The following is a 26,683-nucleotide window of genomic DNA, read 5'->3' on the forward strand; positions in this document are numbered from 1 at the left end:
GTGGACAGACCAGTCGCCGTCCCCGCTCCCGTCAGCCGGTCCGGACCCACGCCGGGGCACGCCACGTTTGGGTTACCTCTCAATAGAACGACCCAAATCACTCACGACCCCCTCGCGAAACCGTGCAACTCGCCCAAAGCGGGCACGTTCGCCGCGAAAAGTGTCCGTTATGGACAGTCAAGAGCCGGGTGAGGCCCCTTGCGTGAACCCGCTCCCGTCGGGCCCGCCACGACACGTTCGCCTTGTCCCGCCAAAGAGGTGGAGTCGACCATCAGTCATGCGCCTTTGCCGGAACCCAGACTCTCAAGGTAGGGAAGGAGGCCTTCACGGACTTCCCGCTTGAGGCTGCCGGTGACGGGTGGGCTGGGGATCCCGCATTTAGTCCTCTAAATGCGGGGTCACACCAGGTCCAAGACGTCTTCGGCGCAGCCCCACGCCAGCGTGATCCCGGCACCCCCGTGTCCGTAGCAATGGATGACGTCGCCCTCGCGGTCCAGCCGGACCGCGGGCCGGAACGGCCGCAAACCCACCTTCGCGCCCAGAACCGGCGCGTCCACCAGCTCGGGCACGAGTTCCCGGCACCGCCGCACGATGTCCGCGGTGACCCCGGGGTCCGGCGTGACGTCGGCACGTCCGGGTTCCTGCGTTCCGCCGCAGACGACGTGCCGTCCGTGCGGGATCACGTGCCGCAGCACCGGCGAGGACCCGTCGACGATCCATTCGGTCAGCCCCGGATCGGCTAGATGGACGACGTGGCCGCCGACCGGCACCACGGTGCTGTCCCCCGCCAGCCGCCCGCCGCCGAGCCCGGCCGCGTTCACCACGAGATCCGCGTCGAGGTCGTCGAGCCGCGAGACGGTGCGGTACTCGGTGCGCGCGCCCAGCGCGGCGACCTGTTCCGCGAGCCAGGCGAGGTACACCGGGGTGTCGACCACCGCGGTCGTGAAGGTGAGCCGTCCGGGTTCGTGATCGAGGTCCGGCATGCTGAACGCCCACGACGGCACCGGCGCCTCGCGCGGGATGAAGTACGTCCCCCGCATCAAGCGGATGCCGGGCGCGCCGAGCGAGCGGTATTTCTTCACACTCGCCGCGGTCCAGCGATCGACCCTGCGGGAGTTCGCCGCCAGCGGCGGGAAGAGCACGCCACCGGCGACCGCCGACGTCGTCTCCCCCGGTCCGGCGCCGGCGATCACCGTGACGTCGTGCCCGGCCCCGGCCAGCCGGTGCGCGCAGCTCAGCCCGATCACGCCGCCGCCGACCACACTGATCCGCATCGAAAGCCCCCTTCATCCTCGCGAGCCGTCCCTGCATGGTGACTGATGACCCGTCACGTAATCTCGCCGGATGAGCGGAAGAGCGCCGTACGGGCTCGTCGCGGTGACCTGTGCCGCGATCATGGCCGTACTCGGCTTCCTGGTCTCCGGCGAAGGTCTTTCCGGCCCCGACGAGTTCGCCGTCAAGTGGGTGGAACGCACCTTCGGCGCCGACACCGGCCTTCTGCGGCTACTCGTGCTGCCGACCGAGGCCTACGTCCTGATCCCGGTCGCGCTCCTCGCCGCCGTCCTGTGCCTGTTCGGACGGCGGAAGCCCGAAGCGGCGCTGACCGTCGTGGGCCCGCTCGTCGCCATCGCCGCCAACACCTGGGTGCTCAAACCGCTTTTCGACCGCTGGAAGAACACCTATCTCGCCTATCCCAGCGGGCATACCGTCGCGCTGGTCGCGGTGCTGACCGCGCTCGTCCTGCTCGCCCGGCCCGGAGTCGCGACGGCCGTCATCTCGACGGTGGGCGCGGTGGTGCTCGGCGGGGTCACGATCGGCATGATCGGCCTCGGCTACCACTACCTGACCGACGTCGTGGGCGGCGCACTGTTCGCCATCGCGACCGTCTGCGCGACCTGGGTGCTGCTCACCTGGGCTGCACGGCGTCACGCGCCAGTGCCGTCAGACGGCTGACGGCGCGCAGGTACTTCTTGCGGTAGCCGCCGTTCACCATCTCCTCGGTGAACAGGTCCGGCACCGGTTCGCCGGAGACCACCAGCGGGATCGCGCGGTCGTAGAGCCGGTCGGCGAAGGCGACGAGACGCAGTCCGACGTTCTGGTCGGGAACCGGGTGGATGTCACACAGGTGCACGCGGGTCACGCCGTCGAGAAGCCTGCCGTACCGCGAAGGGTGCAACCCCGCCAGGTGCTCGCACAGCGCGTCGAAATCGTCCACAGTGGACTCTGGATGGGCGGCGGCGGACGACTCCAGTTCCTCGGGGGTCGCGGGCGGCGGCGCGTCCGGGAGCCCGCGGTGGCGGTAGTCCGGCCCGTCGACCCGGCAGACGCCGAACCGGGCGGACAGCGACTGGATCTCGCGCAGGAAGTCCGCCGCGGCGAACCGGCCCTCACCGAGTTTGTCCGGCAGCGTGTTGGAGGTCGCCGCCACGAAGACCCCCGCCGAGATCAGTTCCTGCAGCAGCCGGGTGACGAGCATGGTGTCGCCGGGGTCGTCGAGTTCGAACTCGTCGATCGCCAGGAACCGGTGTTCGGACAGCCGCCGCACCGCCTCGGCGAACCCCAGGGCGCCGACGAGGTGGGTCAACTCCACGAAGGTCCCGTACGCCTTGGGCGACGGGGTCTCGTGCCACGTCGAGGCCAGCAGGTGCGTCTTGCCGACGCCGAAGCCGCCATCGAGATAGAGGCCCATCGGTCCGGACGGCGCCTCGTCCCCGCCGCCGAACAACGCGCGCAGCTTCGACTTCGGCTTCCGGTTCGACGCCTCCGCCACGCGCTTCGCGAACGCGCCACAGTCGACGACGGCCGCGGCCTGGCTCGGCTCGTCCGGATTGGGCACGTAGGTGGAGAACCGGACCGCGTCGAACCGCGGCGGCGGGACGAGCGCGGTGATCAGCTCGTCGGCGGACAGCTCCGGACGGCGATCGATCAGGCGGGCTGGCATTCGCCGAGAGTAACGGCACCGGCGGTGGCCGTTCACCCTCCCTGAACGGGCGTATCCCCCGCTCAGCGGTGCCGTCGGGCGCGTGTTGGGATAGCCGTGTGCAGCTTTTGTGGCCAACGACACCGGCGGAACCCGTCTCCGACGCCGACCTGGAGCGGCTCTACGGGTATCCCGAGGACCTGACCCGTCCCTGGGTCCAGGTCAACTTCGTCAGCTCAGCCGACGGCGCGGCCGCGGTCGACGAGCTGTCCGAGGGGCTTTCGCACCCTGCTGACAAGCGCGTCTTCCTGCTGGGAAGGCTGCTTTCCGACGTGATCCTGGTCGGCGCGGGCACGGTGCGCGCGGAGGGCTACCGCGGCGCGCGGATCAACGCCGAACGGGCCGCCCGCCGGCTTTCGCGCGGCCTCTCGGAGGTCCCGCCGATCGCGGTGGTGACCCGGTCGGGTGATCTCGACCCCGAGGGCCCGCTGTTCACCGACACGAAGGTGCCGCCGATCGTCATCACCACCGAGCGGGCGCCCGGGGCCCGCCGCGCCGCGCTGGAACGCGCGGGCGCCGACGTGCTCGTGGCCGGGGCCGACGACGTCGATCTGCGGTACGCGCTCGAACTCCTCGGGAAACGCGGGCTGTACCGCGTCGACTGCGAGGGCGGGCCGACGCTGTTCGGTGACCTGATCGCCGCCGATCTCGTCGACCAGTTGTGTCTCACGGTCGCTCCGCTGCTGGCGGGCGCGGGCGCGCGCCGGATCTCCGATGGCGGGCCCACCCCGGAACCACGCCGGATGGACCTCGCGTCAGTGCTGTTCGAGGACGGTTTCACCATGCTGCGTTACCGCCGCCGGGAGGGCGGGTGAGCGAGTCCGCGCCGGTTCCGGACAAGGAACTGGCGGCCAGGGCCGCCGCCGGGGACCACGGTGCCTTCGACACCTTGGTGCGGCGGCACACGGCCAGGATGTACCGGGTGGCGCTGCGGATCACCGGCAGCTCTTCGGAAGCGGAAGACGTCGTCCAGGAGGCCTGGCTTTCCGCGTGGCGCGCGCTGCCCGGCTTCCGGCACGAATCCGCGGTGTCCACCTGGCTGTACCGGGTGACCACCAACGGCGCGCTCGGCCAGGTCCGGCGCCGGAAACCGACCGTGCCGCTCGACGAAGGCGACGCGGGTGTCGTGCCCGGCCCGGAGGGTCATGTGGTGAGCGCCGAACAGGTCGGCGTGGTGCTGCGCGCGATCGCCGAACTCGACGTCGGCCAGCGGATCCCGCTGATTCTGCGAGAATTCGAGGGGATGACCTACGACGAGGTGGCCGAGGTTCTGGAAGTCAGCGTGCCCGCTTTGCGCGCCCGCCTGCACCGCGCCAGGGTGGCGCTGCTGGCGAAACTCGGCGACAACTTCCGACCCGGGGAACGGTGATGAGCGAGGATCCGCGCGACGACCCCCGGTGGGAGCAGGTGCGCGCCGCCGCGAGCCGTCCGGTGCCGACGCCGCCGGGACTCGTCGAACGGGTGCTCCGCTCGGTCGGCGGCGTCCGCGGCGGGCGGACCACGCCGCCGCTCGATCTGCCGTCCGCCGGCGGGAAGACCCAGGTGTCGGAGCGGGCGCTCGTCCTGCTGACCAGGAGACTCGCCGCGGAGATCGGGCGAGACCTCGGCGGGGTGCACGTCTCGGCCGTCGCGCTCGAAGACGAAGTGCTCCAGGTACTGGTGACGGTCCGGTTCGGCGTCGAAGCGGCGGCCGCGGACCTGTTGCGCCACCGGGTCACCGAGGCCTTGACCGGCCAGCTCGGCTCGGCTCCGCCCGCGATCAACATCCACGTCGTCGACGTCCATCCCGACTGAGAGCCGGTTCGGATGGACGAACCCCGGTTCTGATTACCCCATCCGGGGGACATCGCGGGACGACTCGCCATGCGCGCGTGTCCTGGTCGGTGAGAGCGTAGGGAACGCCGCGCGCGCAGGTCGCGCGGCGCAGGTGCGAGAAGGAGCGAACTTCATGGCGCAGCCGAGCGCGAGCAGGCCCGAGACCGCCTTGGCGGGTGTCGGGACAGGGTCGACCCTCAACGAGGAAGGAGCCGCCGGCAAGACCACGATCTCGTCGGTGGTGGTCCAGAAGGTGGCCGGGCTCGCCACCCGTGAGGTGACCGGGATCCACGCGCTGGGCGGCGGGGTCTCGCGGGCCTTCGGCGCGATCCGCGAGCGCATCCCCGGCTCCGGCACGGTCACCACCTCCGGTGTCTCGGTCGAGGTCGGCGAGAAGCAGGCGGCGATCGACCTCGACGTCGTCGTCGAGTACGGCGCGCGCATCGTCGACGTGGCACGGGCGGTGCGCCGCAACGTGATCGGCCAGGTCGAGCAGATCACCGGCCTCGAGGTGATCGAGGTCAACATCGCGGTCAACGACATCCACCTGCCCGACGAGAACGGCGGCGAGACCGAGACCTCGCGGGTCGAATGATGAACGGCACCCAGACCGGCCTGCTCGCCGGGCTCATCCTCGGCCTCGCCGCGACACAGGGCTTCACCGCGTTCCTGGTGACACTGGCCGTCGGCGTCATCGGCCTCGTCCTCGGCCGCGTCCTCGACGGCGAACTCGACCTCGGCGATCTGTTCGGCCGGGGCCGCGACAAATGACCGTCCCACCCGAACCCGAGGATCGCGGCACCCTCACCATCGCGCCCGCCGTGGTCCGCAAGATCGCGCAGCACGCCGCGGACCAGGTCGACGGGACCACGTCGGCGGAACGGCGGATCGCCGGACTCGGGCTGGGAACGCACGGCGCGAGCGCGAAGGTCGGCGGTGAGGGCAACGACGTCGACCTCGTCCTCGACGTGGCGCTGAACTATCCGGCGCCGGTGCGGCGGATCGTCGGCGATCTGCGCGCCAGGGTCTCCGAGGAGGTCGAGCGGATCACCTCGTACCGGGTCCGCGACATCTCCGTGACGGTCTCCGCGCTCCTGCCCGACATCGCGCCCCGCGTCCGCTAGAAGGAGCCAAAGGCATGCGTTTGTTCGTCCGGCTGCTGTCCGCCCTGATCGGGCTGGCGCTGGCCGCCGCCGGGGTCCTGCTGACGTTGGAGGTCGGCTGGGGCTGGTGGCGGCCGGGGCGGGGACCGCTGTTCATCCCCTGGGACGACTGGCGTGACCGGCTCGCGGAACTGTCCTGGGACAGTTCACCGGTGCGGCTCACCGCGATCGTCGTCGCGGTGGTCGGGCTCCTGCTGATCATCGCGGCGGCTTCGGCCGGGCGGCGTGCCATCCGGCTGACCGATCCGGCGAACGAGGTCAGCGTGACCACCTCGCCGCGTTCACTGGCGAGGCTGGTGGGGGTGACCGTGCGCGCGCAGGACAACGTCGCCGGCGCCAAGGTCACCGCCACCGCCAAGAAGATCCGCGTCCGCGCGACCAGCAGGCTGGAGACCGAAGGCGAGCTGCGGCCGCGGCTGCTGGGAACGGTTTCCGGCCTGCTCGACGAAATCCCGCTGGTGCGGCGGCCGAAGGTGTCCGTCGTCGTCGACTCCCCGAAGGACCGCCGATGAGCCGTTCGGTCTCCGCCAAGGCACTCGGCCGGTCCACCGGCACGGAACGGACCCTGACCGTCCTCATCGGACTCCTCGCACTGCTCGGCGGCGCCGCGGTGCTCGTGCTCGGCGCCGGCTGGCTCGGCACCTACCGCGGCCGCCGGCCGCTCGCCGACCCCATCGCGCTCGACTGGCTCGCGCGGAACGCCCTTCCCTCCCGCGTCGGCGCGCTGGTGCTCGGGGTTCTCCTGCTGTGGCTGGGGTTGTGGTGGTTCTTCCGGTCACTGCGCCCGGAAGGCCGTCCGGACCTCGAACTCGAAGACGACCTCGTGGTGACCTCCTCCGCCATCTCCGATGCCGTCCGCGCCGACGCCGAGACGGTCGACGGCGTCGCGCGGGCCCGGGTCCGCGCGGTCGGCGACAGCGAGAACCCGGCACTGCGGATCACGCTCTGGCTGAACGAGGGCACCAACCTGAAACGGGTCTGGGAGGAGCTCGACCGCACCGTGCTGGCCCGTGCGCGGGAATCGCTCGGGGTCGAGGTCCTGCCCACCGCCGTCCGGCTCGAACTCGACACGGGAGCACCGCAACGGGTGCGCTGACCACACCGATGCGGCAAGAATGGCCGTCATGCCGCTGCCCTTGACGCCACCGATCAAACCGATGCTCGCCAAACCGGCGAAGGCCATCCCCGATTCCGGCGGCCTGCTGTTCGAGCCGAAGTGGGACGGCTACCGCTGCCTGGTGTTCCGTGACGGCGACGAGCTGACTTTGCAGTCACGGTCGGAGAAGCCGCTCAACCGGTACTTCCCCGAGGTCGTCGAGCGGCTGAAGGCGACGCTGCCGGAACGGATCGTGCTCGACGGCGAGCTGGTGGTCGGCCGGGACGGAAAACTGGACTTCGACGCGCTCACCGACCGGGTCCACCCCGCCGAAAGCCGGATCAAGCTGCTGGCGGAGCAGACCCCGGCGGAGTTCGTCGCGTTCGACCTGCTGGCGCTCGGCGACGAGTCCTATCTGGACGAACCGACGTCGAAGCGGCGGGAACGACTGGAGAAACTGGCCTCGGACGGCATCCACCTGACGCCCGCCACGTCGGATCCGGCGATCGCGCGGCACTGGTTCGAGCTGTTCGAGGGCGCGGGCCTCGACGGCGTCATCGGCAAACCGCTCGACGAGCCGTACAGCCCCGGAAAACGCGTGCTGCTGAAGTACAAGCACTCGCGCACCGCGGACTGCGTGCTGGCGGGACTGCGCTGGCACGTCGACGGCGAACCGGGCGAGCTGGTCGGCTCGTTCCTGCTCGGGCTCTACGACGAGGACGGCGTGCTGCACCACCCCGGCGTCGTCGGGTCGTTCCCGGTCACCCGGCGGCGTGAACTGGCCGAGGAACTGGCGCCGCTGATCACCGACGGGACCGATCACCCCTGGCTGGGTGACAACGTCCGGGAGAAGCAGCGGATCCCCGGCGGGATCACCCGGTGGAAGGCCAAGGAAGCCCCGTGGGTGCCGCTGAAGCTGGAAAAGGTGGTCGAGGTCGGCTACGAGCACACGGAAGGCGGCTATCCGTCGCGGTTCCGCCACACCGCGCAGTTCAAACGCTGGCGTCCCGACCGAGAGCCGGAGTCCTGCACCTACGCCCAGCTCGACGAGGTCGCCAGGTACGACCTGGACGCGGTGTTCCGCGGCGAGGTCAAACGCACCCGTTAACCGGCGCCTGACACCCCACCTGCGAAGCTCACCACGAGCTTTTGTCATGCCCGGAAAGTGAGGACCAGCCCGTGCGCCCCGCCAGCACCGTCCGCCGCAGGCCACGGCTGATCCTCATGACGGCCGTCGCGGCCGTGCTCGCGGGCTGCACGGCCGGGCCGTCGGTACGCCCGGCGGTGATCGACAACGACGGCAAGACCACTCCCGGCTCCTCGACGGCGCCGCAGCAGGTGCCGCTGCCGCCGCTGTCCGAACCGCGGTCGCCGTCGATCAAATGGGAGGACTGCGATGACGCGACCCGGCAGCGGCTGGGCCAGCCGTCCGTGCCGGACACGTTGAAGTTCTCCTGCGCCAAGGTGCCCACCACGCTCGACGCGCCGGACCTGCCGGGACGCGGGGTTTCGCGGCTGTCGGTGGTCAAGACCGGGGGCGGGCCCATCCCGCTGGTCGTGGTCAACGACGTCGACGGAGAGCCGGGTTCGCTCTACGCCGCGCGGTTGGCGGCGACACTGCCGCCCGAGTACCTGCAGAAGTTCTCCCTGATCGGCGTCGACCGGCGCGGGACGGGCGCGTCCATGCCGGTGCAGTGCATCCCCGGGGAGATCCGCACCGACCTCCTCGGCGCCGACCCGGCCGCCGGTGACCTCGAACCCGTGGTCGACGCGGCACGCAAGGCGGGCCAGCAGTGCGCGATCGAACTGGACGACTCGCAGGTCGCGATGGACAGCTGGCGGGCGGCCGGCGACCTCGAAGAACTACGAGAACAGCTGGGTCTGGACAAACTGCACGCGCTGGGGCGCGGAGACGGGTCGAAGGTCCTCGCCGAGTACGCCGTGCGGTTCCCGGCGCAGGTCGGTCGCGTCATGCTCGACGGGTTGCCCGACCCCGGCGCCGACGCGGCCGCCGTCCAGGAGTCCGTCGCCGCGAGCGCGCAGGCCACCCTCGACGCTTTCGGCGCCGACTGCATCGCCAGGGGCTGCCCGATCGGCGACGCCCGCTCGGCCGTGACCGCCGTCGCGGACCGGCTCCGCGGCGCTCCCGCGACGACCACCGACGGCGTGGAGATCACGCCCGGGATCGCGCTGTTCGCGATCTACACCGGCCTCACGCAACGCTCACGCTGGGTGGAACTCGCCGAAGCGCTCAAGACCGCGCAGACCGGCGACATCACGCCGCTGGCCGCGTTCGCCGAACCGGTACTGAAGGACACGCGGGCCCGGCCGTCCCGGCTGGACGGCTCGCTCGCGACCAAATGCAACGACAGCGCAACGCGGCTCTCGGCCGAAGAACTCACTCGCGTGACCACGACCCTGCGCGACAAATACCCGCAGTTCGGCGTCTTCGCCGCGCAGCAGCTGGCGTGGTGCAGCCCGTGGCCCGTCCGCCGCGAACCACTCCCGCCCGCCGGCGCGCCCGGCGCTCCGCCGATCCTCGTCGCGGGTACCGCGACCGACCCGGTCACCCCGGAACAGGGCACCGGCCGGGCCGCCGACCAGATGCCGAGCGCGGTGACCATCACCTGGCAGGGCGCCGGACACGGGGCGCTGCCGCTGTCGCCCTGCGTCACCGACGCGACGCGTGCGTTCCTGATCGACGGGAAGATCCCGGTCGACGGAACGCTCTGCCCGGCCTGACCCACTCCCCACGCGCCTCGTGAGTGGTAATGACGGTTAGAACCGTCATTACCACTCACGAGACCCAAGCGGCACTACTGTCGGTAGGACTCCACCTCACTGATCGGCCGCGCCGCGGCCCGGTCCGTGAAGGACTCCTTGAGGGACTCTGGGTCCCTCAAGGAGTCCTTCACGGACTGAAGATCGCCACATACGGCTCACAAGCACCAGCAGTCACAACAGCTGCGCGTGAAGGCCCCCTTCCCTCGGCTGAGCCGAGGGAAGGGGGCCTTCACGCGCGTACTGAGCGAGCAAGGACCACAGGTACCGGGCCGGTCAAGTCTCGTGAGTGGTAATGACGGTTAGAACCGTCATTACCACTCACGAGACCTAAGCGGTACTACTGCCGGTAGGACTCCACTTCGGAGATCGGCCGCGCCGCGGCCTGGTCCGGGTCCTCGTCGAACTCGACACGCGCCCGCCGCTGCCGCAGCAGGTCCCAGCACTGGTCCAGCTGCTCCTCGACGGCCGCCAGCCGGGCACGGCCGTCCGAGCTCAGCCCGGTCCCGATCGCTTGCGCACGGAGTTCGTGCTCCTCGCTGACCAGCTCGTCGATGCGGCTGAGGATGTCACCGTCGGCCATTCGCGCCTCCTGCGAAACCTGGTTGCTCCATCCGAGACGCTACGCGCATTCACGGGAATGTGCGCCACGCCTGTTTCGTTACGCCCGGCATGAGCACAGTGGAGCTGACCGCCGCCAACTTCGATCAGGTCGTGTCCGAGAACGACTTCGTGATCATCGACTTCTGGGCGGGCTGGTGCATGCCGTGCCGCCAGTTCGCGCCGACCTACGAGAAGGTGTCGGGCAACCACGACGACATCGTTTTCGCCAGCGTCGACACCGAAGCCGAGCAGCAGCTGGCCGCCGCCTTCGACGTGCGCTCGATCCCCACCCTCGCGGTGATCCGCGACAAGACGGTCATCTACTCACAGCCCGGCGCGCTCCCGGAGAAGACGCTCGAAGACCTGATCCAGCAGGCACGCGACATCGACATGGACAAGCTCAAGGAAGAGGCCCAAGAAGCCTGACGGGCATGAAGAAGGGGCCCTTCCCGGCGGGTTTCGCCGGGAAGGGCCCCTTTGTCTTTCAGCGGAACGGTGCCACCGGGGGCCGGGTCAGCCCCGGGTGACGAGTCCGCGCAGGAAGAACGCCAGGTTCGCCGGGCGTTCCGCCAGCCTGCGCATGAAATAGCCGTACCATTCGTCGCCGTAAGGGACGTAGACGCGCATTGTCTTGCCGTCGCCCGCGATCCGGCGCTGCTCGTCGGGACGGATCCCGTACAGCATCTGGAACTCGTGGTCGTCCGCCGTGCGGCCCGCGCCCATGGCGAGCTTCCCGGCGATCGCGATCATCCGCGGATCGTGCGAGGCGACCATCGGATAACCCTTGCCCCGCATGAGAATCTTGAGGCAGCGCACGTAGGACTTGTCCACTTCGGACTTGTCCTGGAACGCGACCTCCTCGGGCTCGGCGTACGCGCCCTTGCACAACCGGACGCGCGAGCCTTCACCGGCGAGGTCGCGGCAGTCCTGTTCGGTCCGCCGCAGGTAGGCCTGCAGCACCGCGCCCACCCACGGGTACTCGGTGCGCAGTTCCCGCAGGATGCCCAGCGTCGAGTCGGTGGTGGTGTGGTCCTCCATGTCGAGGGTGACCGTGGCACCGACCGCTTCGGCCGCCGCGCAGATCTTGCGGGCGTTCTCCAGCGCGACCTTCTCGCCGTCGGCGGGCAGGAACTGGCCGACCGCGGACAGCTTCACCGAGACGTCGGCGCCGAACGCGAGGCCGTCGGCCGCCAGCGCGGACAGCAGCTCTTCGTAGGCGCGGACGGTCGTCGCGGCCTGTTCGGCATCGGTGGTGTCCTCGCCGAGGTGGTCGAGGGTCACCCGAAGGCCGTCATCGGCCAGTTCGCGAACCACCCGGGCGGCGTCGGACGTCCCGGAACCGGCGACGAACCGGCCCACCACCGATCGGGTGGCGGGGACGACCTCGACCAGCTTCCGCATCCGCCGGGATCGGGCGGCGGCGAGCAGCGGGGCACGCAACATCACGGACTCCTGGAGATCTCAGCCCTGGTGGGGGTAACGGACGCCGGTCGGCGGAACGAACGTCTCCTTGATCGAGCGCGGGCTCGTCCAGCGGAGCAGGTTGAACACCGAACCGGCCTTGTCGTTGGTGCCGGACGCGCGACCGCCGCCGAAGGGCTGCTGGCCGACGACCGCGCCGGTCGGCTTGTCGTTGACGTAGAAGTTGCCGGCGGCGAAGCGCAGCGCCTCGGACGCCTTCGCCACGGCCGTGCGGTCGTTGGCGATGACCGCGCCGGTGAGCGCGTAGTCGGCGGTCTCGTCGACCAGCTTCAGCACGTTGTCGAAGCCCTCGGCGGTGTCGTCGTCGTAGACGTGGATCGCGAGGATCGGGCCGAAGTACTCGGTGCGGAAGATCTCGTGCTTCGGGTTGTCCGAGACGAGGATCGTCGGGCGCACGAAGTAGCCGACACTGTCGTCCGCGGTGCCACCGGCGATGACGTCGACCTCGGCGTCTTCCGCGGCGCTCTTCAGCACGGCGGCGTGCTTGTCGAAGGCGCGACGGTCGATCACGGCGCCGCCGAAGTTGCTCAGGTCGGTGACGTCGCCGTAGGTGATGGCCTCGGTCTCGGAGACCAGGTCGTCCTTCAGGCGCGTCCAGACCGAACGCGGGACGTAGGCGCGGGACGCGGCCGAGCACTTCTGGCCCTGGTACTCGAAGGCGCCGCGGATCAGCGCGGTACGCAGGATGTCGACGTCGGCCGAGGCGTGCGCGAGCACGAAGTCCTTGCCGCCGGTCTCGCCGACCAGGCGCGGGTACGTCCGGTAGCCGCCGATGTTGGCGCCGACGGTGCCCCACAGGTGCTGGAACGTCGCGGTGGACCCGGTGAAGTGGATCCCGGCCAGGTCGCGGTGGGTCAGGGCGACCTCGGAGACGGCCTTGCCGTCACCCGGGAGGAGGTTGATGACGCCCGGCGGCATCCCCGCTTCTTCGAGCAGCCGCATGAGCATGTGCGCGGCGTAGCTCTGCGTCGGCGACGGCTTCCACAGCACGACGTTGCCCATCAGCGCGGGCGCGGTCGGCAGGTTGCCGGAGATCGCGGTGAAGTTGAACGGCGTGATGGCGTACACGAAACCCTCGAGCGGGCGGTGCTCCATCCGGTTCCAGATCCCGGGCGAGCTGGTGGGCTGCTCGGCGAGGATCTGGCGGCCGAAGGCGACGTTGAAGCGCCAGAAGTCGATCAGCTCGCAGGCGGAGTCGATCTCGGCCTGGAAGGCGGTCTTCGACTGGCCGAGCATGGTGGCGGCGTTCAGCTTGGCGCGCCACGGGCCCGCCAGCAGATCGGCGGCACGCAGGATGATCGCGGCGCGGTCGTCGAACGACAGCGCACGCCAGCCGGGGGCGGCGGCCTTGGCGGCGGCGATCGCGTCGTGGGTGTCCTGCGCGGTCGCGCTGTGGATGACGCCCAGCACCGACTTGTGGTTGTGCGGCTGGACGACCTCGATCTTCTCGCCGCCGCCCTTGCGCTGCTCACCGCCGATCGTCGCGGTGATGTCGATGGGGTCGGCGCCGCCCAGCAACTTGAGCGCGCCCTCGAGTTCAGCGCGCTCGGCGCTGCCCGGTGCGTAGTTCAGCACCGGCTCGTTCTTCGGGGCGGGGGTCTGGGTCACGGCGTCCACTGACTGCTCCTGACTTCACTTCGCCGGTTAGAGGTCTCTTCTCGAACGGTAGACCGGACGACTCCCGAACGGCTTGTTCAACTGGCTAGAATCAGGGTGACCATCTTGTCCGATCGGCTTAACCGGTGATGACAGCGACTACCCCACCGACCACCGTCGCCTCGCTGCGGCACGTCCTGGCCACGCTGGGAGAACCGCTGGTCAGGGTGCTCGCCGCCCCGGGTGGCCTCGGCGTCGCGGTGGAGGACGTCGTCATCCACGATCCGGAAGACCCGCCGGACGCCCATCCGGGTGACCTCGTGCTGGTGATCGGAGCGCGGGGACGGTCGGCGGCGGGGGCGATCCGGGCGGCGGGACGCTCGGGCGCGGCCGCCGTGGCGCTCAAGAACGGCTCGGCGGTGGTGAACGTCGCGGCCGACGCCGGGATCGCGCTGATCGAGGTCGGCCACGAGGCACGCTGGGAGCAAGTCGAGGCGCTGGCCAGGGGCGTCGTCGACGCGGCCCGCGCGGGAGGCGAGGCCGACAGCGGCGAGGTGCTGGGCGATCTGTTCGCGCTCGCGCAGACGATCGCGACGCTGACCGGGGGCCTGGTCAGCATCGAGGACACCGCGAGCCGGGTACTGGCGTACTCGCGGGCGGGCGACGAGGTGGACGAGCTGCGCAGGCTCTCGATCCTCGGCCGCGAGGGTCCGGAGCGCTACCTCGCGATGCTGCGCGAATGGGGTGTCTACCAGCGGCTTCGCGCTGGGGAAGGCATTGTCCGGATCGAGGAGCGGCCCGATCTCGGCATCCGGCGGCGGATCGCGGCCGGCATCCACGCCGGGTCGCAAGCGCTGGGCACGATCTGGGTCCAGGAGGGCGCGCATCCACTCACCGAGAGCGCGGAGGTCGCGCTGCTCGGCGCGAGCCGCGCGCTCGCGCCCCAGCTGATCCGGCATCGCATGCTGCCCAGCCCGGAACTCCGGCTCCGCGAAGACCTGCTGGCCGGGCTGCTCGACGGCCGTCTCGACGCCGAGTCCGTGGCCGACGACATCGGGGCGGATCCCGGGAAACCGGCCATGGTGCTGGCCTTCTCGCTGCCCCGCGACCGGGCGGCGAGCGACCGGCAACTGAGGCGCGCCGAACTGGTGCACCTGATCACCGTGCACACCGCCGCGTACCGGCGGAGCGCGCTGGTGAGCGTGATCGGCGGCCGCGTCTACGCGCTCCTCCCCGATCTCCCCGAGCACGCCGAGACGCGGATCCTGGCGCTGGCCAAGGAAATCGTCGGCACCGCGCAACGGCATCTCGACGTCCGGGTGCGCGCCGCGCTGGGCGGCGTCGTGCCCCGGCTCTCCGACGCGGCGGCCTCGCGGGGCGACGCGGACCGCGTGCTGGCGACGATGGCCCGCGGCCACGGGACCGCGGACGTCGCCTCACTGGCCGACGTCCGCGCCGAGGTCCTGCTGTCGGAGGTGCTCGCCTTCCTCGGCGAGCAACCGAGGATCCGCGATCCGAGGCTGACGGAACTGGTCGCGCACGACGCCGAGCACGGCGGCATCCTGGTCCCGGCGGTGCTCGCCTACCTCGACGCGTTCGGCGACGTCCGGCGCGCGGCGCGTGAGCTGAACATCCATCCGAACACCGTCCGCTACCGGGTGCGGCGCGCGGCCGAGGTGTCCGGGATCGACCTGGCCGACCCCGCGCAGCGCATCCTGGCCCAGCTCCTGCTGCGCCTCTAGAACGCGTTTCGTCCTCTAAATGCGGTAGTTCGCGACCTGAACTACCGCATCCAGAGGACGAAACGCGAGGGTCGTCAGGCCAAGATCAGGCTGAACCGCCGGTTCTGGACGTCCAGCTTGTCGAGCCGCACCGCGACGGCCGCACCGGCGGCGAGCGGGCCGGTTCCGCCGACGGTCGGCAGCAGCCCTTCCATCCCCTGGGCCACCTCGACGAACGCGCAGAACGGCAGCACTCGCGTGACGACGCCGTCCATGACGCCGCCGTCCGCGTTCGCGACGACGAACTCACGCCAGTTTTCCTTGTGAGACATGCGATTCACCTCCTCTCCGCGCATGGTCCACCTGAGGGGACACCTACGCGGAGGCGGGCTGCGAGCCCGCTGGGAGATCAAGCGGCGGCCGGGGAACCCGTCCGCTCACGGCACAAGGCCGACCCGGCAGTCATGGCCGTGACCTTAGCAAAGGTCACAAGACCGCGGTGAGGCTTCGCAGTCCGGCGACCTCGGCCAGCCCACGATAGGAATCCAGCCGCTCCGCCTGGTCGAAAGTACTGGTGGTCACCAGGATCTCGTCGGCGCCGGTCTTGGCGACGAGGCCGGCCAGCCGGTCGCCCACCTCGTCCGGGGTACCGGCGATCTGGCCGTCGAGGGCGCGGTCGAGCCGCTCCTGGTCGCGGTCGGACAGCGGCGCCGCGAGGATCTCCTCCACCGGGGACAGCGGCGGGAAGACGCCGTGCGTCCGCGAGTAGACCGTCGACCACGCTTCGGGGATCAGCAACCGCCGTGCCCGCTCTGTCGTTTCGGCGACGGCGATCGCCGTGGACACCACGACATACGGCCGCGAGACCTGCGCGGAGGAACGGAAACCGGACCGATAACCCTCGATCGCCTCAAGCAGCGGTCCTTCGCCCCGGACCGGCGCGATCACCAGCGGCAACCCCAGTTCCGCGGCCAGCTTCGCGCCCGCACCGGTGGCCAGCAGGAACGCGGGCACGCGCAGGCCCTCCGCCGGGATGGCGTGCACGCCAGGGAACGCTGTCTGGTCACCTGTGAGAAAGCCCAGCAGTTCCCGGACCTGGTCACCGAAGCGGTCGGCGTCGTCCTTCTCGTGCCCGAGCGCCTGGCGGACCCCGCCGGTGAACCCGACCGACCGGCCCAGCCCCATGTCGATGCGGCCGGGGAACAGCGATTCGAGCACGCCGAACTGTTCCGCGACCACCAGCGGGCGGTGGTTCGGCAGCATCACGCCGCCGGTGCCGACCCGGATCCGCTCGGTCGCGGAGGCGACCGCGGCCGCCAGCACCGTGGGCGCCGAACCGGCGACACCGGGCACGCTGTGATGTTCGGACACCCAGAACCGGTGATACCCCAGGGCTTCGATCTCCCGCGCGAAGGCGACGGTGTCCCGGAGGGCGCGGGGCGCGTCGCCACCGCGACGGGTCGGGGACCGGTCCAGTACCGAAAGCGTGATCACCCTCGGTTCAACGCGCCGGGGCCGGGGCGACATTCCCGAGTCGTCAGCCCTCGTGTGACGGTGCGGCTTCGGTCAGGGTGGCGTGTGAAGTACGTGATGGTCCCCTTCCTCGCGCCTAGCGCAGAGCCCCGGCAAAGTAGTACAACTGCTGGTCCGTAGCGCTCTTGGCGATCCGAAGGTCGTGCGTGACTGCCTGATTCCGGGCTGGTCTGCCGCACCCCGAGTGTCCATAAGGGACACCATCGCCGGACGCAATACCCGATGTGAGCACTTCACGTGGGGGTCGGTGCGCGCCTACCTGCCGCGGTCACCCGCACGAAGATCGACGAGTTCCGGAATCACCACTTTCAACCCACCTGACCAGCGATTATGCGACTTTGCCGGGACCTGGCGCCTAGCGCAGGGATGGGGGCCTTCACGCGCCGCCGTTGCGACTGGTGGTGCTGCTGAGGCTTGTGCTGCTCTTCCGGACCCGTACCGACGCCCCACCAGCAAGAACCCCAGCTCAGGACCTAGGGGCGCCAGCGCTCGCTGTAGTCCGGGTGGTCGGCGTGGGGCAGGGCCAGCAGCCGCAGGGTCAGGCACCAGTTCGTCCCGGCCTCGTCCGCGGGCACGTTGCACGTCTCGCACCAGTACTCGTTGCCGTACAGGGGGAAGCCGGGCACCTTCTCCGAGACCGTGGTGCGGTGCGCCTGCAGGAGCCGCCGGGTCGCCTCGATCTCGTTGATCATCTGATTGACCACGTCGAGTTCGATGTCGTTCAGCGACCGGATCTTCTTTTCGATGACGACCTTGGTCTCACCACGATTGAGCGATTCGCTGATCTCGGTTTTCTTGACCGCCTGCATGATCAACGCCTGGCGTTGTCCGACACGCGCGGCGAGAAAGGCGATCAGGTCGTCCACGGATACTCCTTCGTCTCCCCCCAGCTTAGGTGTTCGGAGGGAAAGGTCGCTGGCAGGAAGCCTGCCGTTACGGCCGAGTCCCACGCGTCACACAGTCTCGTATCGATCACTCTCCCACCGGGAAGAGGTTTCGAGATCGACACGAGTTCGCAATCACTCCGCGAGGAAACCGAAGAAGAGACGGGCGCCGAGTACGAATTGGTCACCGAAACAGCACGCGCCGTCACGAAACGTCGAAACCGACGGCTAGGGGGTGTCGTCGCGCGCCTTGCTCGGCTGGACCCGCTTCGGTTCGCCCGGCATTTTCGGGTAGTCCGGCGGGTACGGCATCTCGCCGAGACCGTGGTCGCGCTCGTCCCGTGCGTACCACTCCAGCAGCGTCTCGATGCCGAACGCCTGATCGTCCATCGGCGCGTGCAGGTCGCCGCGCTCGGCGTAGAAGGCGCCGGCGGTGAGGACGTCGAAGTCGTCCGGGTCGACCTCGGTGAGCAAATCCCAGGTCAGCGGCGTCGACACCGTCGCGCGCGGGGTGCCCCGGACCGACCAGGCCGAAGCCACCGTGCGGTCGCGGGCGGCCTGGTTGTAGTCGATGAAGACCCGGCCGCCGCGTTCTTCCTTCCACCAGGCGATGGTCGCCTTGTCCGGGATACGGCGCTCGACCTCGCGGCCCAGCGCGATCACCGCGTGGCGGACGTCGATGAAGTCCCATTCCGGCCGGATCCGCACCAGGACGTGCACGCCGCGGCCGCCGGAGGTCTTCGGGTAGCCGACCAGCCCGGCCGAGTCCAATACCTCGCGCACCACACCGGCGACCTCGACCGCGTCGGAGAATCCGGCCTCGTCCGGCGGGTCGACGTCGATGCGGAGTTCGTCGGGATGATCGACGTCGGGCCGCCGCACCGGCCACGGGTGGAAGTCGAAGGTGCCCAGGTTCGCCGCCCAGGCGAACACCGCGGGCTCGGTCGGGCAGACCTCCTCGGCGGTCCGGCCCGACGGGAAGGTGATCTTCGCGGTCTCCACCCAGTCCGGGGCGCCCTTCGGCACGCGCTTGGCGTAGAACCACTCGCCCTCGACGCCGTCGACGTAACGCTTCAGCGTCGTCGGCCGCTCACCGATCGCGCGCAACAGCGGCTCGCCGACCGCGACGTAGTGCTCCACGACCTGGCGCTTCGTGATCCCGCGGGCCGGAAAGTACACCTTGTCCGGGCTGGACACCCGGACTTCGCGTGCCCCTACCGCGATCAGGATCGGCTCACCGTTCTTGGGCATGCGCCCACCGTATCGCCGATCAGGGCCGGGGATCAGACCCCAGAACGGCCATCGTGATGACGTCATGCCATTCGCCGTCCCACCACAGCGCTTGCCGCTGGAGCCCCTCGCGGACGAACCCGCATTTCTCGTACACGCGCTGGGCCCGCGGGTTGTGAGCGAAGACCTCCAGCGAGACCCGGTGCAGGCCGACGGCGTCGAACGCGTAGCCGAGCAAGAGCTTCGTCGCCTCGGTGCCGTAACCCTTCCCGAAGACGTCCGGGCCGGTCAGCGCGATCCGGAAGGCCCCGGAGCGGTTGTGTTCGTCGATGTCGGACAGCACCACGTCGCCGAGGTAGGCGCGGTCTTCCTTGCGGAGGATCGCGTAATCCGCCCGGTCTTCGAGCCCGGGCCGTGACGCCAGGAACCGGTGGATCTGTTCCTCGGTGAACTTCGTGTGCGTGCCGGTGAGCCGGATGACCTCGGGGTCTCGCACCGCCTTCCAGGCGGCTTCGAAGTAGGAATCGTCGAGCTGCGCCAGTACGACGTTCTCGCCGGTGAGCTCGGGCTGCGTCCGCAACGCCTCGGTGTCGATCACAGCGGATACCGTACGGTTGACGCAGTGTCCGGCCGTACCAAATTAATCCTCGCGCTCACCGTGCTCGCCCTTTTCGTGGTGGCCGCGGTCCTGCTGCCGATCCCGAGCCCGGCCGGGCTGCGCGCCTGGGCCGCCGAGACCGGCCCCGCCACTCCACTGGTGTTCTTCCTGGTCTATTCGGTACTGACGGTGGCGCCGATCCCCCGCACCGTGTTCAACCTGGCGGGCGGGCTGCTGCTCGGCGCCACGACGGGCATCGTCGTCGGCATCCTGGCGACCGCTGTCGCCTCCGCGCTCTCGTTCGCCCTGTCCAGGGCGCTCGGCCGCGATCTGGTCACCCGGCACCTGCACAGGGCGAAGGTCCGCGCGGTCAACGACCGGCTTTCCGACGGCGGGGTTCTGGCGATCACTTCCTTGAGATTGATCCCGATGGTGCCGTTCGCTCCGTTCAGTTACCTGTGCGGAGTGTCATCGGTCCGTTTCGTTCCGTATCTGCTCGGGACCGCGCTCGGCAGCCTGCCCGGCACGATCGCGGTCGTCGTCCTCGGCGACGCCCTCACCGGGGAAACGCCGCCCGCCCTGCTGATCTGTTACGCCGTGTTCGCCGTGGCGGGGGCCGTCGGGCTGGTGAAGGTCTTCCGGCGGAAGGCCCGCCCGGTACCCGAACCGGACGGGCGGGAAGAATCCCGCGCCTCCGCACCGGCGAGCTGACGGGGAGCCGAAACCGCCGCCCGCTACACTCGATCGGGTGCGCGGGACCTGTCAGGCCGCGCAGCGCCACCATCACCCGGGATGTGTTCGTCAAAGAATGTGTCAGGAGCAGTCGCCATCGACACCGGTCAGCTGATCGCTGGGCACTACCGCCTGGTCGAGCAAATTGGTAGCGGTGCCATGGGCGTGGTCTGGCGCGCCATCGACGTCCGCCTCGAGCGCTCGGTAGCGGTCAAGCAGATCCTCCCGCAGCCGGGTGTCTCCGAAGCCGAACGCGACAACATGCGCCAGCGCGCCATGCGCGAGGCGAAGAACGCGGCCCGCTTCCAGCATCCGAACGCCATCGTGGTGTTCGACATCGCCGAGCACGGCGGCGACCCCTGCCTGGTGATGGAGTACCTGAACGGCCCGAGCCTCTCGGCGATCATCTCCGAGGAGGGCACGCTGCCGCTGGGCCGCGTCGCGAAGATCGGCGAGCAGGTCGCGTCGGCGCTGGTCGCCGCGCATCGCGCCGGGATCGTGCACCGCGACGTCAAACCGGGCAACATCCTGATCGACGAGTCCGGCACCGCGAAGATCACCGACTTCGGCATCTCGCGCGCCGCCGGTGACATGACGCTCACCCAGACCGGCCTGATCGGCGGCACCCCGGCCTACCTCGCGCCCGAACTGGCGCGCGGCTCCGACCCGGTGCCCAGCTCCGACGTCTTCGCGCTCGGCGCGACCCTGTATCAGGCGATCGAGGGCCAGACGCCGTACGGGAACAGCACCAACCAGCTCGCGCTGCTGTACGCGGCCGCGAACGGCCAGATCAACCCGCCGCAGCAGGCGGGCGGCGCGACCGCGCTGCTGATGAGCCTCCTGCGCACCGAACCCACCGAGCGGCCGACCATGGCCGAGGCCAGGGAGCGGCTCGCCGCGCTGGCGGCGAGCGAATCCGCCGCGGGAACGGCCTCGTCGCCGCGGCTCTTCGGAGCCGGTGGCGGTAGACAGCCCGCCGCGCCCGAGACCCCGGGACGCGGCATTCCCGGCGGGGACCGTCCGCCATGGCAGCGGGTCGATCCCTCGGCCAAGCCCGCCACGACGCCGGCCCCGCCGCAGCCTGTCAAACAGCACACGCCGACCGCCGCGTTCATCCCGATGCGTTCACCGGCGGCACCGCCCAACACGCCGCCGCGCCCGGTCGCCGCGGCGTCCCCGCCGCCGTCCGCGGCCGCCCCGATGCGGCCGTCCCCGGCGAAACCCGCCGACGGCAAGCGCAAGGCCGCCCTGTTCGCGGGCGCCGGTGCCGCGGTCGTGGTGATCGCGGTCATCGTCTTCCTGGTGCTCAATTCGAGCAGCGGCCCCACCACCGGCAACAACCCGGGCGGCGACAACGCCGGAGCGCACCCGCAGACTTCTGCCTCGGCGAAGCCGTCCCAGGGCCCGAAGAGCACCGCACCCACCTCGTCGGCGGCTTCGAGCGGCGGCAAAATCGGATACCAGCAGGCCGGACAACGCGTCGTGGACTTCTACAGCAGCGCGGGCTCGCCCGAAGGCTGGGCGATGCTCGCTCCCGACGCGCAAGCCGTCTACGGCGACCAGGCGGCGTACCAGGCGTACTGGGCGACGAACGCGCTGAGCAGCTACAAGGGCGCCAACGCCTTGAAGGGCAACAACGCCGACGGGTCGGTCGACATCACGATCAACCTCACGTACAAATCCGGCGGCACCGAGGCGAAGACCGTCCGCGTCATCGACAGCGGCGGCCAACTGTTGCTCTCCGGTGACACCCGCAGCGCGCAGGGTAACCAGTGAGACGTTTCCCGGGTTCCGCTCAAGGATCGTGAACGGCGATTCGGGCTAGAGCGAACCCTCTCTTCGGTACCTGCTCGTGGCCTGCGGCCTTGTTCGCGTGAAGTACATGATGGCCCCCTTCCTTGCGCTAGGCGCCAATGCCAGGAAGTTAAGCGACGGTGCCTGAGGTTTTCCTGATCGTCCATAAAGGACGCTTACCGTGGTAAATTGTCCGTTTGAGTAGCATTTGCCCGTATTTCCAAGTCTGTGAAGGCCTCCTTGAGGGACTCTGGGTCCCTCAAGGAGGCCTTCACGGACCCACCAACCCTCGTCGGCGAACCAGCGCCGCCCGAACGTCCGGTACCCGCTGGAGCCGGACCACCTGACCAGGGAAAACACGCTAAAACAGCACCACGCCACCGACCTTAAGTTCCTGGCATTGGCGCCTGGCGCAAGGAAGGGGACCTTCATGTACTGGGGAAGATGTGAAGGTCGAGTGGTGCTGCTGAGGCTCGTGACGGCATTCCGAGATGGCCGGCTCGTACCGCTACGACACACCGTGGCCGGGCCGAGACCCGCCTCGCTGGTGGTAGGACAAACGCCGCTCGTGGCTTACTGTTGCTCCTATGGCCGATAGCGGACCTTTCGGACCTGGCCCGAATCCTCGTTTCCGCGAGGACCTGGTAGGTCTCGACCCGTACGACCCCGAGGCTCGTGCCTTCGCCGAGCATCTGGACCGCATCGAACGCTGCGGCCCGAACTTCACCGTGGAGGCCTGCCTCGACGGTGTCTCCGATTTCGCCGACTCCAGCAACCGCCTCGGCGGTCTGCGCTGGTGGATTTCGGCGCTCGTCGTGATCCTCATCGTGCTCGGCGTGATGGTCACCGCATGGGACATCATCGGCCGGGCCATCGCCTGGCTCGCGGGGTAACGTGGAACTGGTGAAAGGCATGAAACCCGTTGTCGGAGCCACGCCTCGCGTGGTCAAGTCCGAGCAGGAATGGCGGGAACAGCTCAGCCCCGAAGAGTACGCGGTGCTCCGCCAGGCGGGCACCGAGCGCCCCTTCACCGGGGAGTACACCGACGAGAAGACCACCGGTGTCTACCAGTGCCGCGCCTGTGGTGCCGAACTGTTCCGCAGCGACACGAAGTTCGAGAGCCATTGCGGCTGGCCGTCGTTCTACGACCCGGCCGATTCCGACGCCGTCCTCCTCCGCGAGGACACCGCGATGGGGATGCGCCGTATCGAGGTGCTGTGCAAGTCGTGCCACAGCCACCTCGGGCACGTCTTCGAAGGCGAGGGATACGCCACGCCGACGGATCAGCGGTACTGCATCAACTCGATCTCGCTGAAGCTCGTTCCCGAGTCGTAACCAACCGAAGCGAACCACCGCCCTCCCTGACGCGTTCCCGATGAACAGGAACAGCGTCGGGGAGGGCTTTTGGGTGGGGCGACTTGCTGTCGTATGAATGACCCTTGGGGAATCTCCGGACCGGCTTTCGCTTGGCTGTACGGCTGCTTGGCCGTCTTGCCGATCTCGCTCGCTTTGGCGCACGAACGTTGGCTGCGCCGGGACACCGGCACCAGGACGGTACCCGGCCTCTACCACCTGGCCGTGCTGGCGGACGGTGTCGAACGGGTCACCGACACCGCCGTCGCCGGTCTGCTCGAACAGCACTTCCTGCGGCCCGACAGCCGGGGCGTCCTGCATCCGGTCAAGCCGGTCCCGGCCGATCCGTTCCAGCGCGCGATCGTCTCGCTCGTGCAAGGCCACGGGACCGGCCTGCGCGAGCTGCGCTCCAAGATGGCACGGCACGAGGTCGTCGAGGAGCTGCGCGCCGATCTGGAGCGGCGCGGCCTGCTGGTCCGCGAGAACCTCCGCCGGAGGGGCTGGCAGTACGCGATCGCCGCGTACGTGGCCATTTTCGCGCTGGGCATCACGAGGCTGGCGAACGCCGTACCGCTGAAGCGGCCGGTCACCGCCCTCGTCATCCTGGTCATCGGCGTGGCCGGCGCGATCGGCCTGGCCGTGTGGCGGCAATGGCCGGACCGCTCGAGCCGGGCGACCCTCGCGGGCAGCCTGGCCTTCCACTACGGCGATTGGGACCGCGCCCTGGCCCGCACCGCAGCCGGTCAGGTCGCCCTCCACGGGTGGCAGGCCTTCCCTGACCGGGTCGTCGCGGTCACGCTGATCAAGACCGGCGGTACGCGGGCCAGGTTGTTCGCCGGCACGGCGAGCTCCTGCGGCGGAGGCGCGTCGTACGCCGTCGGTTCCTCGTGCGGCGGCGGAGGCTCTTCCTGCGGTGGTGGCGGAGGCGGTGGCTGTGGTGGCTGAGCCGTCGTCGGCTCGTGACGGTTCAACTGCCGTCACACGAAAACCGCTCCGGCTGTTCGAATCACGGAACCACGACCGGACGGAAAAGCATCCGACTACGGTAAGCGCACCTGCTCACGAAAGGCCCGTGCGATGGAAGACACCTGGGGCATCCCCGGACCCACGTTCCTGACGATCTACGCCGTCCTGCTGGTGTCTCCGCTGCTCATCGGTCTCCTGTGGACGATCGCGGTCAAGGTGGGCCGCAAGGCGCCGCGCGCCGCCGCGCCCGGACCGCAGCCGACGGTGTACGAGCTCGCCTTTCTGGCCGGTGGCCCGGACCGCGTGGTCGACACGGCCATCGCGGCGCTGGTCGACCGCGGGACGCTGCGGGTCAGCAGCTCGAAGCAGCTGCAGCTGACCGGCCCCGAGCCCGCGGACCCGATCGAGAAGGCCGTCGCCAAGGGCGCGAAGCCCGGCTACAACGCCACGACCCGCGGCATGCGTGACCGCCTTCGGATGTCGGGGCCGATGCAGGCTCTCGCCAAGGATCTCCAGGAGCGGGGGCTCGTGGTCGCGGACCAGACGCCTCGGATCCGCCAGGTCGTGTTCTTCCTGTACCTCGCTGTGCTCGTCCTCGGTGTGGCCCGCCTGATCGCCGGGATCTCCAGCGACCACCCCGTCGGTTTCCTCGTCCCGCTGCTGATCGCGGCCGGATTCGCGACGCTGGTCGCCCGCTCCGTCAAGAACAAGCGGTCGGGCCCGCGCCCGACCGCCGAGGGCGACCGGGTCCTCCACCGGGCGAGGTCCATCCACGGGCAGGAGCGCAAACGCGGTGCTGCCCACGGAGGCGCGGTGCTGGGCGGTGCCGTGCTCGGCGGTGCCGCCGCGGCGGTCGCGTTCGGCGGTCTCTCCTTCTTTCCCGACGAGGAACTGAGCGCGGCCCTGATCCCGCCGCCGGTCTCGGGTGGTTTCGGCGGCGGTTCGTCCGGTGGCGGTTCCTCGTGCGGTAGCAGCGGAAGCTCGTGCAGCAGTGGCAGCTCGTGCAGCAGCGGCGGAAGTTCCTGCGGAGGCGGGGGCTGCGGTGGCTGACCGGCCGGGGCACCTCGGGATCGGGATAGGCTGGCGGCACGAGCTGGACCTGTCGATCGCGCGGCTGCCCGGGGTCGACTGGGTCGAGGTCGTCGCCGAGAACCTGCACGCCGGACATCTCCCCGAAACCCTGGTCGCGTTGCGGGACAAGGGAATCCCCGTTCTCCCGCACGCCGTCTCGCTGTCGCTGGGCGGGGCCGAGCCGCTGGACACCGCCCGCGTCGAGCAGCTCGCGGAGATCACCCGCGAGCTCGGCGCGCCGATGGCCAGCGATCACGTCTGCTTCGTCCGCGCGGGCGGCCTCGACTCCGGACATCTGATGCCGCTCCCCCGTACCCGGGAGGCGCTCGACGTCTTGGTGGACAACGTCAAACTGACGCAGTCCATCGTGGACGTCCCGTTCGCGCTGGAGAACATCGCGGCGGTACTGGAGTGGCCGGAGGCGGAGTTCACCGAGTCGGAGTTCCTGCGGGAGCTGACGGAGCGGACCGGCTGCCTGCTGATCATCGACGTCGCCAACCTGTACGCCAACGCCCGCAACCTCGGCACCGATCCCGAACGATTCCTCGACGAGATCCCGTGGGAGCGGCTGGCGTACACGCATATGGCGGGCGGCGTCGAACGCGACGGCGTCTACCACGACACGCACGCCCATCCGGTGCTCCCGGAGGTACTGGACCTGCTGCGCGAACTGCGGCGACGCACCGAGCCGCCGGGCGTGCTCCTGGAACGCGACGACGACTACCCGCCCGACAGCGAACTGGCGGCCGAACTGGCCGCGCTGCGGGAAGCGGTCTCGCCGTGACTTCGCCCCGGGAGCGGCTCGCCGGGCAACAGGCTCAGCTGCTCAAGGCACTCCTCACCGGAGGCGAGGCACCGGCCGGCTTCGACGCGGGCAGGCTCCGCGTCGAAGCGAACGTCTTGCGGGACAAGCAAAGCAGGCTGGCCGCCTACCTGCGGCCCGACCTCGCGGAAGCCCTCGGCGACCGGTTCGGCGCGCTGTTCCGCGAGTACGCGGCGAGCCACCCGAAGACCGACGCCATCCGCGCACGCGCCTACGCGGACGCTTTCGGCACGTGGCTCGTGGAGCGCGGCGAGGTGCCGAAGCCACCGGGGCGCTTGACGAGGTGGCTACGACGCGGTTCGTGACGGGGTGCGGCGGAAGGGGCCGGGTGGTGAAGGCCTCCTTCCCTACGCTCAAGGCAGGGTCCCGGCAAAGTCGCAGAGTTGCTGGTCGGCACTTGTTCTTGGTGGTCCGGATGTGGCATCGCTGATGCCTGCGGGGTCCGAGTGTGGAGGATTTGGG

At 69.8% G+C, this 26,683-nt stretch carries 31 protein-coding genes; 21 read left to right on the top strand and 10 right to left on the bottom strand.

What is annotated here, in order from left to right; translation table 11 throughout:
* Positions 1–398 precede the first annotated feature (398 nt).
* On the bottom strand, positions 399–1,274 hold the full coding sequence (locus ACZ7KI_RS41665) for an FAD-dependent oxidoreductase (RefSeq protein WP_470278516.1): 876 nt from the start codon (positions 1,272–1,274) through the stop codon (positions 399–401).
* Positions 1,275–1,344: 70 nt separating this feature from the next.
* Between ACZ7KI_RS41665 and ACZ7KI_RS41670 the strand changes: the two genes are divergently transcribed.
* Complete coding sequence (locus ACZ7KI_RS41670) at positions 1,345–1,953, top strand: phosphatase PAP2 family protein (protein ID WP_470278517.1); 609 nt, start codon at positions 1,345–1,347, stop codon at positions 1,951–1,953.
* Here the strand turns inward: ACZ7KI_RS41670 and zapE are convergent.
* A complete protein-coding gene (gene zapE / locus ACZ7KI_RS41675) occupies positions 1,907–2,941 on the bottom strand; it encodes a cell division protein ZapE (RefSeq protein WP_470278518.1) in 1,035 nt (344 codons plus the stop codon). The genes ACZ7KI_RS41670 and zapE overlap by 47 nt on opposite strands.
* Before the next feature lie 98 nt (positions 2,942–3,039).
* Here zapE and ACZ7KI_RS41680 point away from each other — a divergent pair, with 98 nt between their 5' ends.
* The 10 genes from ACZ7KI_RS41680 to ACZ7KI_RS41725 all read left to right on the top strand — a co-directional run bounded on the left by ACZ7KI_RS41680 (position 3,040) and on the right by ACZ7KI_RS41725 (position 9,796).
* Positions 3,040–3,795 (top strand): pyrimidine reductase family protein, encoded by a 756-nt coding sequence (locus ACZ7KI_RS41680; protein WP_470278519.1) that lies wholly within the window; start codon positions 3,040–3,042, stop codon positions 3,793–3,795.
* On the top strand, positions 3,792–4,349 hold the full coding sequence (locus ACZ7KI_RS41685; protein WP_470278520.1) for an RNA polymerase sigma factor: 558 nt from the start codon (positions 3,792–3,794) through the stop codon (positions 4,347–4,349). The genes ACZ7KI_RS41680 and ACZ7KI_RS41685 overlap by 4 nt, the downstream gene beginning before the upstream one ends.
* Positions 4,349–4,774 carry a hypothetical protein gene (locus ACZ7KI_RS41690; protein ID WP_470278521.1) on the top strand — a complete coding sequence of 142 codons (426 nt, stop codon included), beginning with the start codon at positions 4,349–4,351 and terminating at the stop codon, positions 4,772–4,774. The genes ACZ7KI_RS41685 and ACZ7KI_RS41690 overlap by 1 nt, the downstream gene beginning before the upstream one ends.
* 154 nt (positions 4,775–4,928) lie before the next feature.
* Entirely contained in the window at positions 4,929–5,390 is a 462-nt protein-coding gene (locus ACZ7KI_RS41695) for an Asp23/Gls24 family envelope stress response protein (protein WP_470278522.1), read from the top strand.
* Complete coding sequence (locus ACZ7KI_RS41700) at positions 5,387–5,566, top strand: hypothetical protein (protein ID WP_051137612.1); 180 nt, start codon at positions 5,387–5,389, stop codon at positions 5,564–5,566. Before ACZ7KI_RS41695 ends, ACZ7KI_RS41700 begins: the two co-directional genes overlap by 4 nt.
* Positions 5,563–5,919: an Asp23/Gls24 family envelope stress response protein gene (locus ACZ7KI_RS41705; RefSeq protein ID WP_470278523.1), complete on the top strand. Its 357-nt coding sequence runs from the start codon at positions 5,563–5,565 to the stop codon at positions 5,917–5,919. Before ACZ7KI_RS41700 ends, ACZ7KI_RS41705 begins: the two co-directional genes overlap by 4 nt.
* A gap of 14 nt (positions 5,920–5,933) precedes the next feature.
* Positions 5,934–6,470, top strand: a complete 537-nt coding sequence (locus ACZ7KI_RS41710) for a DUF6286 domain-containing protein (protein WP_470278524.1) — start codon at positions 5,934–5,936, stop codon at positions 6,468–6,470.
* Entirely contained in the window at positions 6,467–7,054 is a 588-nt protein-coding gene (locus ACZ7KI_RS41715; RefSeq protein WP_470278525.1) for an alkaline shock response membrane anchor protein AmaP, read from the top strand. The genes ACZ7KI_RS41710 and ACZ7KI_RS41715 overlap by 4 nt, the downstream gene beginning before the upstream one ends.
* Positions 7,055–7,082: 28 nt before the next feature.
* Positions 7,083–8,162 carry an ATP-dependent DNA ligase gene (locus ACZ7KI_RS41720; RefSeq protein WP_470278526.1) on the top strand — a complete coding sequence of 360 codons (1,080 nt, stop codon included), beginning with the start codon at positions 7,083–7,085 and terminating at the stop codon, positions 8,160–8,162.
* Between the two features lie 71 nt (positions 8,163–8,233).
* Entirely contained in the window at positions 8,234–9,796 is a 1,563-nt protein-coding gene (locus tag ACZ7KI_RS41725) for an alpha/beta hydrolase (RefSeq protein ID WP_470278527.1), read from the top strand.
* Between the two features lie 379 nt (positions 9,797–10,175).
* Here ACZ7KI_RS41725 and ACZ7KI_RS41730 read toward each other — a convergent pair whose 3' ends face one another.
* On the bottom strand, positions 10,176–10,418 hold the full coding sequence (locus ACZ7KI_RS41730; RefSeq protein WP_470278528.1) for a DUF2630 family protein: 243 nt from the start codon (positions 10,416–10,418) through the stop codon (positions 10,176–10,178).
* Positions 10,419–10,507: 89 nt separating this feature from the next.
* On the opposite strand from ACZ7KI_RS41730, the gene ACZ7KI_RS41735 reads away from it, so the two are divergent.
* Positions 10,508–10,864: a thioredoxin family protein gene (locus ACZ7KI_RS41735; RefSeq protein WP_037303795.1), complete on the top strand. Its 357-nt coding sequence runs from the start codon at positions 10,508–10,510 to the stop codon at positions 10,862–10,864.
* An 87-nt stretch (positions 10,865–10,951) separates the two neighbouring features.
* On the opposite strand, the gene ACZ7KI_RS41740 is transcribed toward ACZ7KI_RS41735, so the two are convergent.
* The gene (locus ACZ7KI_RS41740) at positions 10,952–11,881 is read right to left on the bottom strand and encodes a proline dehydrogenase family protein (protein WP_470278529.1); all 930 of its coding nucleotides are present in this window, start codon (positions 11,879–11,881) and stop codon (positions 10,952–10,954) included.
* Between the two features lie 18 nt (positions 11,882–11,899).
* Positions 11,900–13,537, bottom strand: coding sequence for an L-glutamate gamma-semialdehyde dehydrogenase (gene pruA / locus ACZ7KI_RS41745; protein ID WP_470278530.1), 1,638 nt, complete (start codon positions 13,535–13,537; stop codon positions 11,900–11,902).
* Positions 13,538–13,665: 128 nt separating this feature from the next.
* Between pruA and ACZ7KI_RS41750 the strand changes: the two genes are divergently transcribed.
* A complete protein-coding gene (locus tag ACZ7KI_RS41750; protein ID WP_470278541.1) occupies positions 13,666–15,258 on the top strand; it encodes a PucR family transcriptional regulator in 1,593 nt (530 codons plus the stop codon).
* A 74-nt stretch (positions 15,259–15,332) separates the two neighbouring features.
* On the opposite strand, the gene ACZ7KI_RS41755 is transcribed toward ACZ7KI_RS41750, so the two are convergent.
* The 5 genes from ACZ7KI_RS41755 to ACZ7KI_RS41775 all read right to left on the bottom strand — a co-directional run bounded on the left by ACZ7KI_RS41755 (position 15,333) and on the right by ACZ7KI_RS41775 (position 19,482).
* Positions 15,333–15,569, bottom strand: coding sequence for a hypothetical protein (locus ACZ7KI_RS41755; RefSeq protein WP_470278531.1), 237 nt, complete (start codon positions 15,567–15,569; stop codon positions 15,333–15,335).
* A gap of 154 nt (positions 15,570–15,723) precedes the next feature.
* A complete protein-coding gene (locus ACZ7KI_RS41760; protein ID WP_470278532.1) occupies positions 15,724–16,764 on the bottom strand; it encodes an LLM class flavin-dependent oxidoreductase in 1,041 nt (346 codons plus the stop codon).
* A gap of 479 nt (positions 16,765–17,243) precedes the next feature.
* A complete protein-coding gene (locus ACZ7KI_RS41765; protein ID WP_470278533.1) occupies positions 17,244–17,636 on the bottom strand; it encodes a DUF6221 family protein in 393 nt (130 codons plus the stop codon).
* A gap of 246 nt (positions 17,637–17,882) precedes the next feature.
* On the bottom strand, positions 17,883–18,905 hold the full coding sequence (locus ACZ7KI_RS41770; protein ID WP_470278534.1) for a DNA polymerase domain-containing protein: 1,023 nt from the start codon (positions 18,903–18,905) through the stop codon (positions 17,883–17,885).
* A 19-nt stretch (positions 18,906–18,924) separates the two neighbouring features.
* Complete coding sequence (locus ACZ7KI_RS41775; RefSeq protein ID WP_470278535.1) at positions 18,925–19,482, bottom strand: GNAT family N-acetyltransferase; 558 nt, start codon at positions 19,480–19,482, stop codon at positions 18,925–18,927.
* 24 nt (positions 19,483–19,506) lie between these two features.
* On the opposite strand from ACZ7KI_RS41775, the gene ACZ7KI_RS41780 reads away from it, so the two are divergent.
* From ACZ7KI_RS41780 to ACZ7KI_RS41815, 8 genes are all read left to right on the top strand, one after another.
* A complete protein-coding gene (locus ACZ7KI_RS41780; protein ID WP_470278536.1) occupies positions 19,507–20,193 on the top strand; it encodes a TVP38/TMEM64 family protein in 687 nt (228 codons plus the stop codon).
* A gap of 180 nt (positions 20,194–20,373) precedes the next feature.
* The gene (locus tag ACZ7KI_RS41785) at positions 20,374–21,990 is read left to right on the top strand and encodes a serine/threonine-protein kinase (RefSeq protein WP_470278542.1); all 1,617 of its coding nucleotides are present in this window, start codon (positions 20,374–20,376) and stop codon (positions 21,988–21,990) included.
* 605 nt (positions 21,991–22,595) lie between these two features.
* Positions 22,596–22,901, top strand: a complete 306-nt coding sequence (locus ACZ7KI_RS41790) for a hypothetical protein (protein ID WP_465503520.1) — start codon at positions 22,596–22,598, stop codon at positions 22,899–22,901.
* Between the two features lie 19 nt (positions 22,902–22,920).
* Positions 22,921–23,343, top strand: coding sequence for a peptide-methionine (R)-S-oxide reductase MsrB (msrB, locus tag ACZ7KI_RS41795; RefSeq protein WP_465465939.1), 423 nt, complete (start codon positions 22,921–22,923; stop codon positions 23,341–23,343).
* 93 nt (positions 23,344–23,436) lie between these two features.
* On the top strand, positions 23,437–24,306 hold the full coding sequence (locus tag ACZ7KI_RS41800; RefSeq protein ID WP_470278537.1) for a TIGR04222 domain-containing membrane protein: 870 nt from the start codon (positions 23,437–23,439) through the stop codon (positions 24,304–24,306).
* Between the two features lie 132 nt (positions 24,307–24,438).
* Entirely contained in the window at positions 24,439–25,377 is a 939-nt protein-coding gene (locus tag ACZ7KI_RS41805; protein ID WP_470278538.1) for a TIGR04222 domain-containing membrane protein, read from the top strand.
* Entirely contained in the window at positions 25,370–26,182 is an 813-nt protein-coding gene (locus ACZ7KI_RS41810) for an MbnB/TglH/ChrH family RiPP precursor modification enzyme (RefSeq protein ID WP_470278539.1), read from the top strand. Before ACZ7KI_RS41805 ends, ACZ7KI_RS41810 begins: the two co-directional genes overlap by 8 nt.
* Positions 26,179–26,526 carry an SCO6045 C-terminal-like domain-containing protein gene (locus ACZ7KI_RS41815; protein WP_470278540.1) on the top strand — a complete coding sequence of 116 codons (348 nt, stop codon included), beginning with the start codon at positions 26,179–26,181 and terminating at the stop codon, positions 26,524–26,526. Before ACZ7KI_RS41810 ends, ACZ7KI_RS41815 begins: the two co-directional genes overlap by 4 nt.
* The last annotated feature ends 157 nt before the right edge of the window (positions 26,527–26,683 follow it).

The sequence above is a fragment of the Amycolatopsis sp. NPDC039088 genome, from assembly GCF_055598845.1.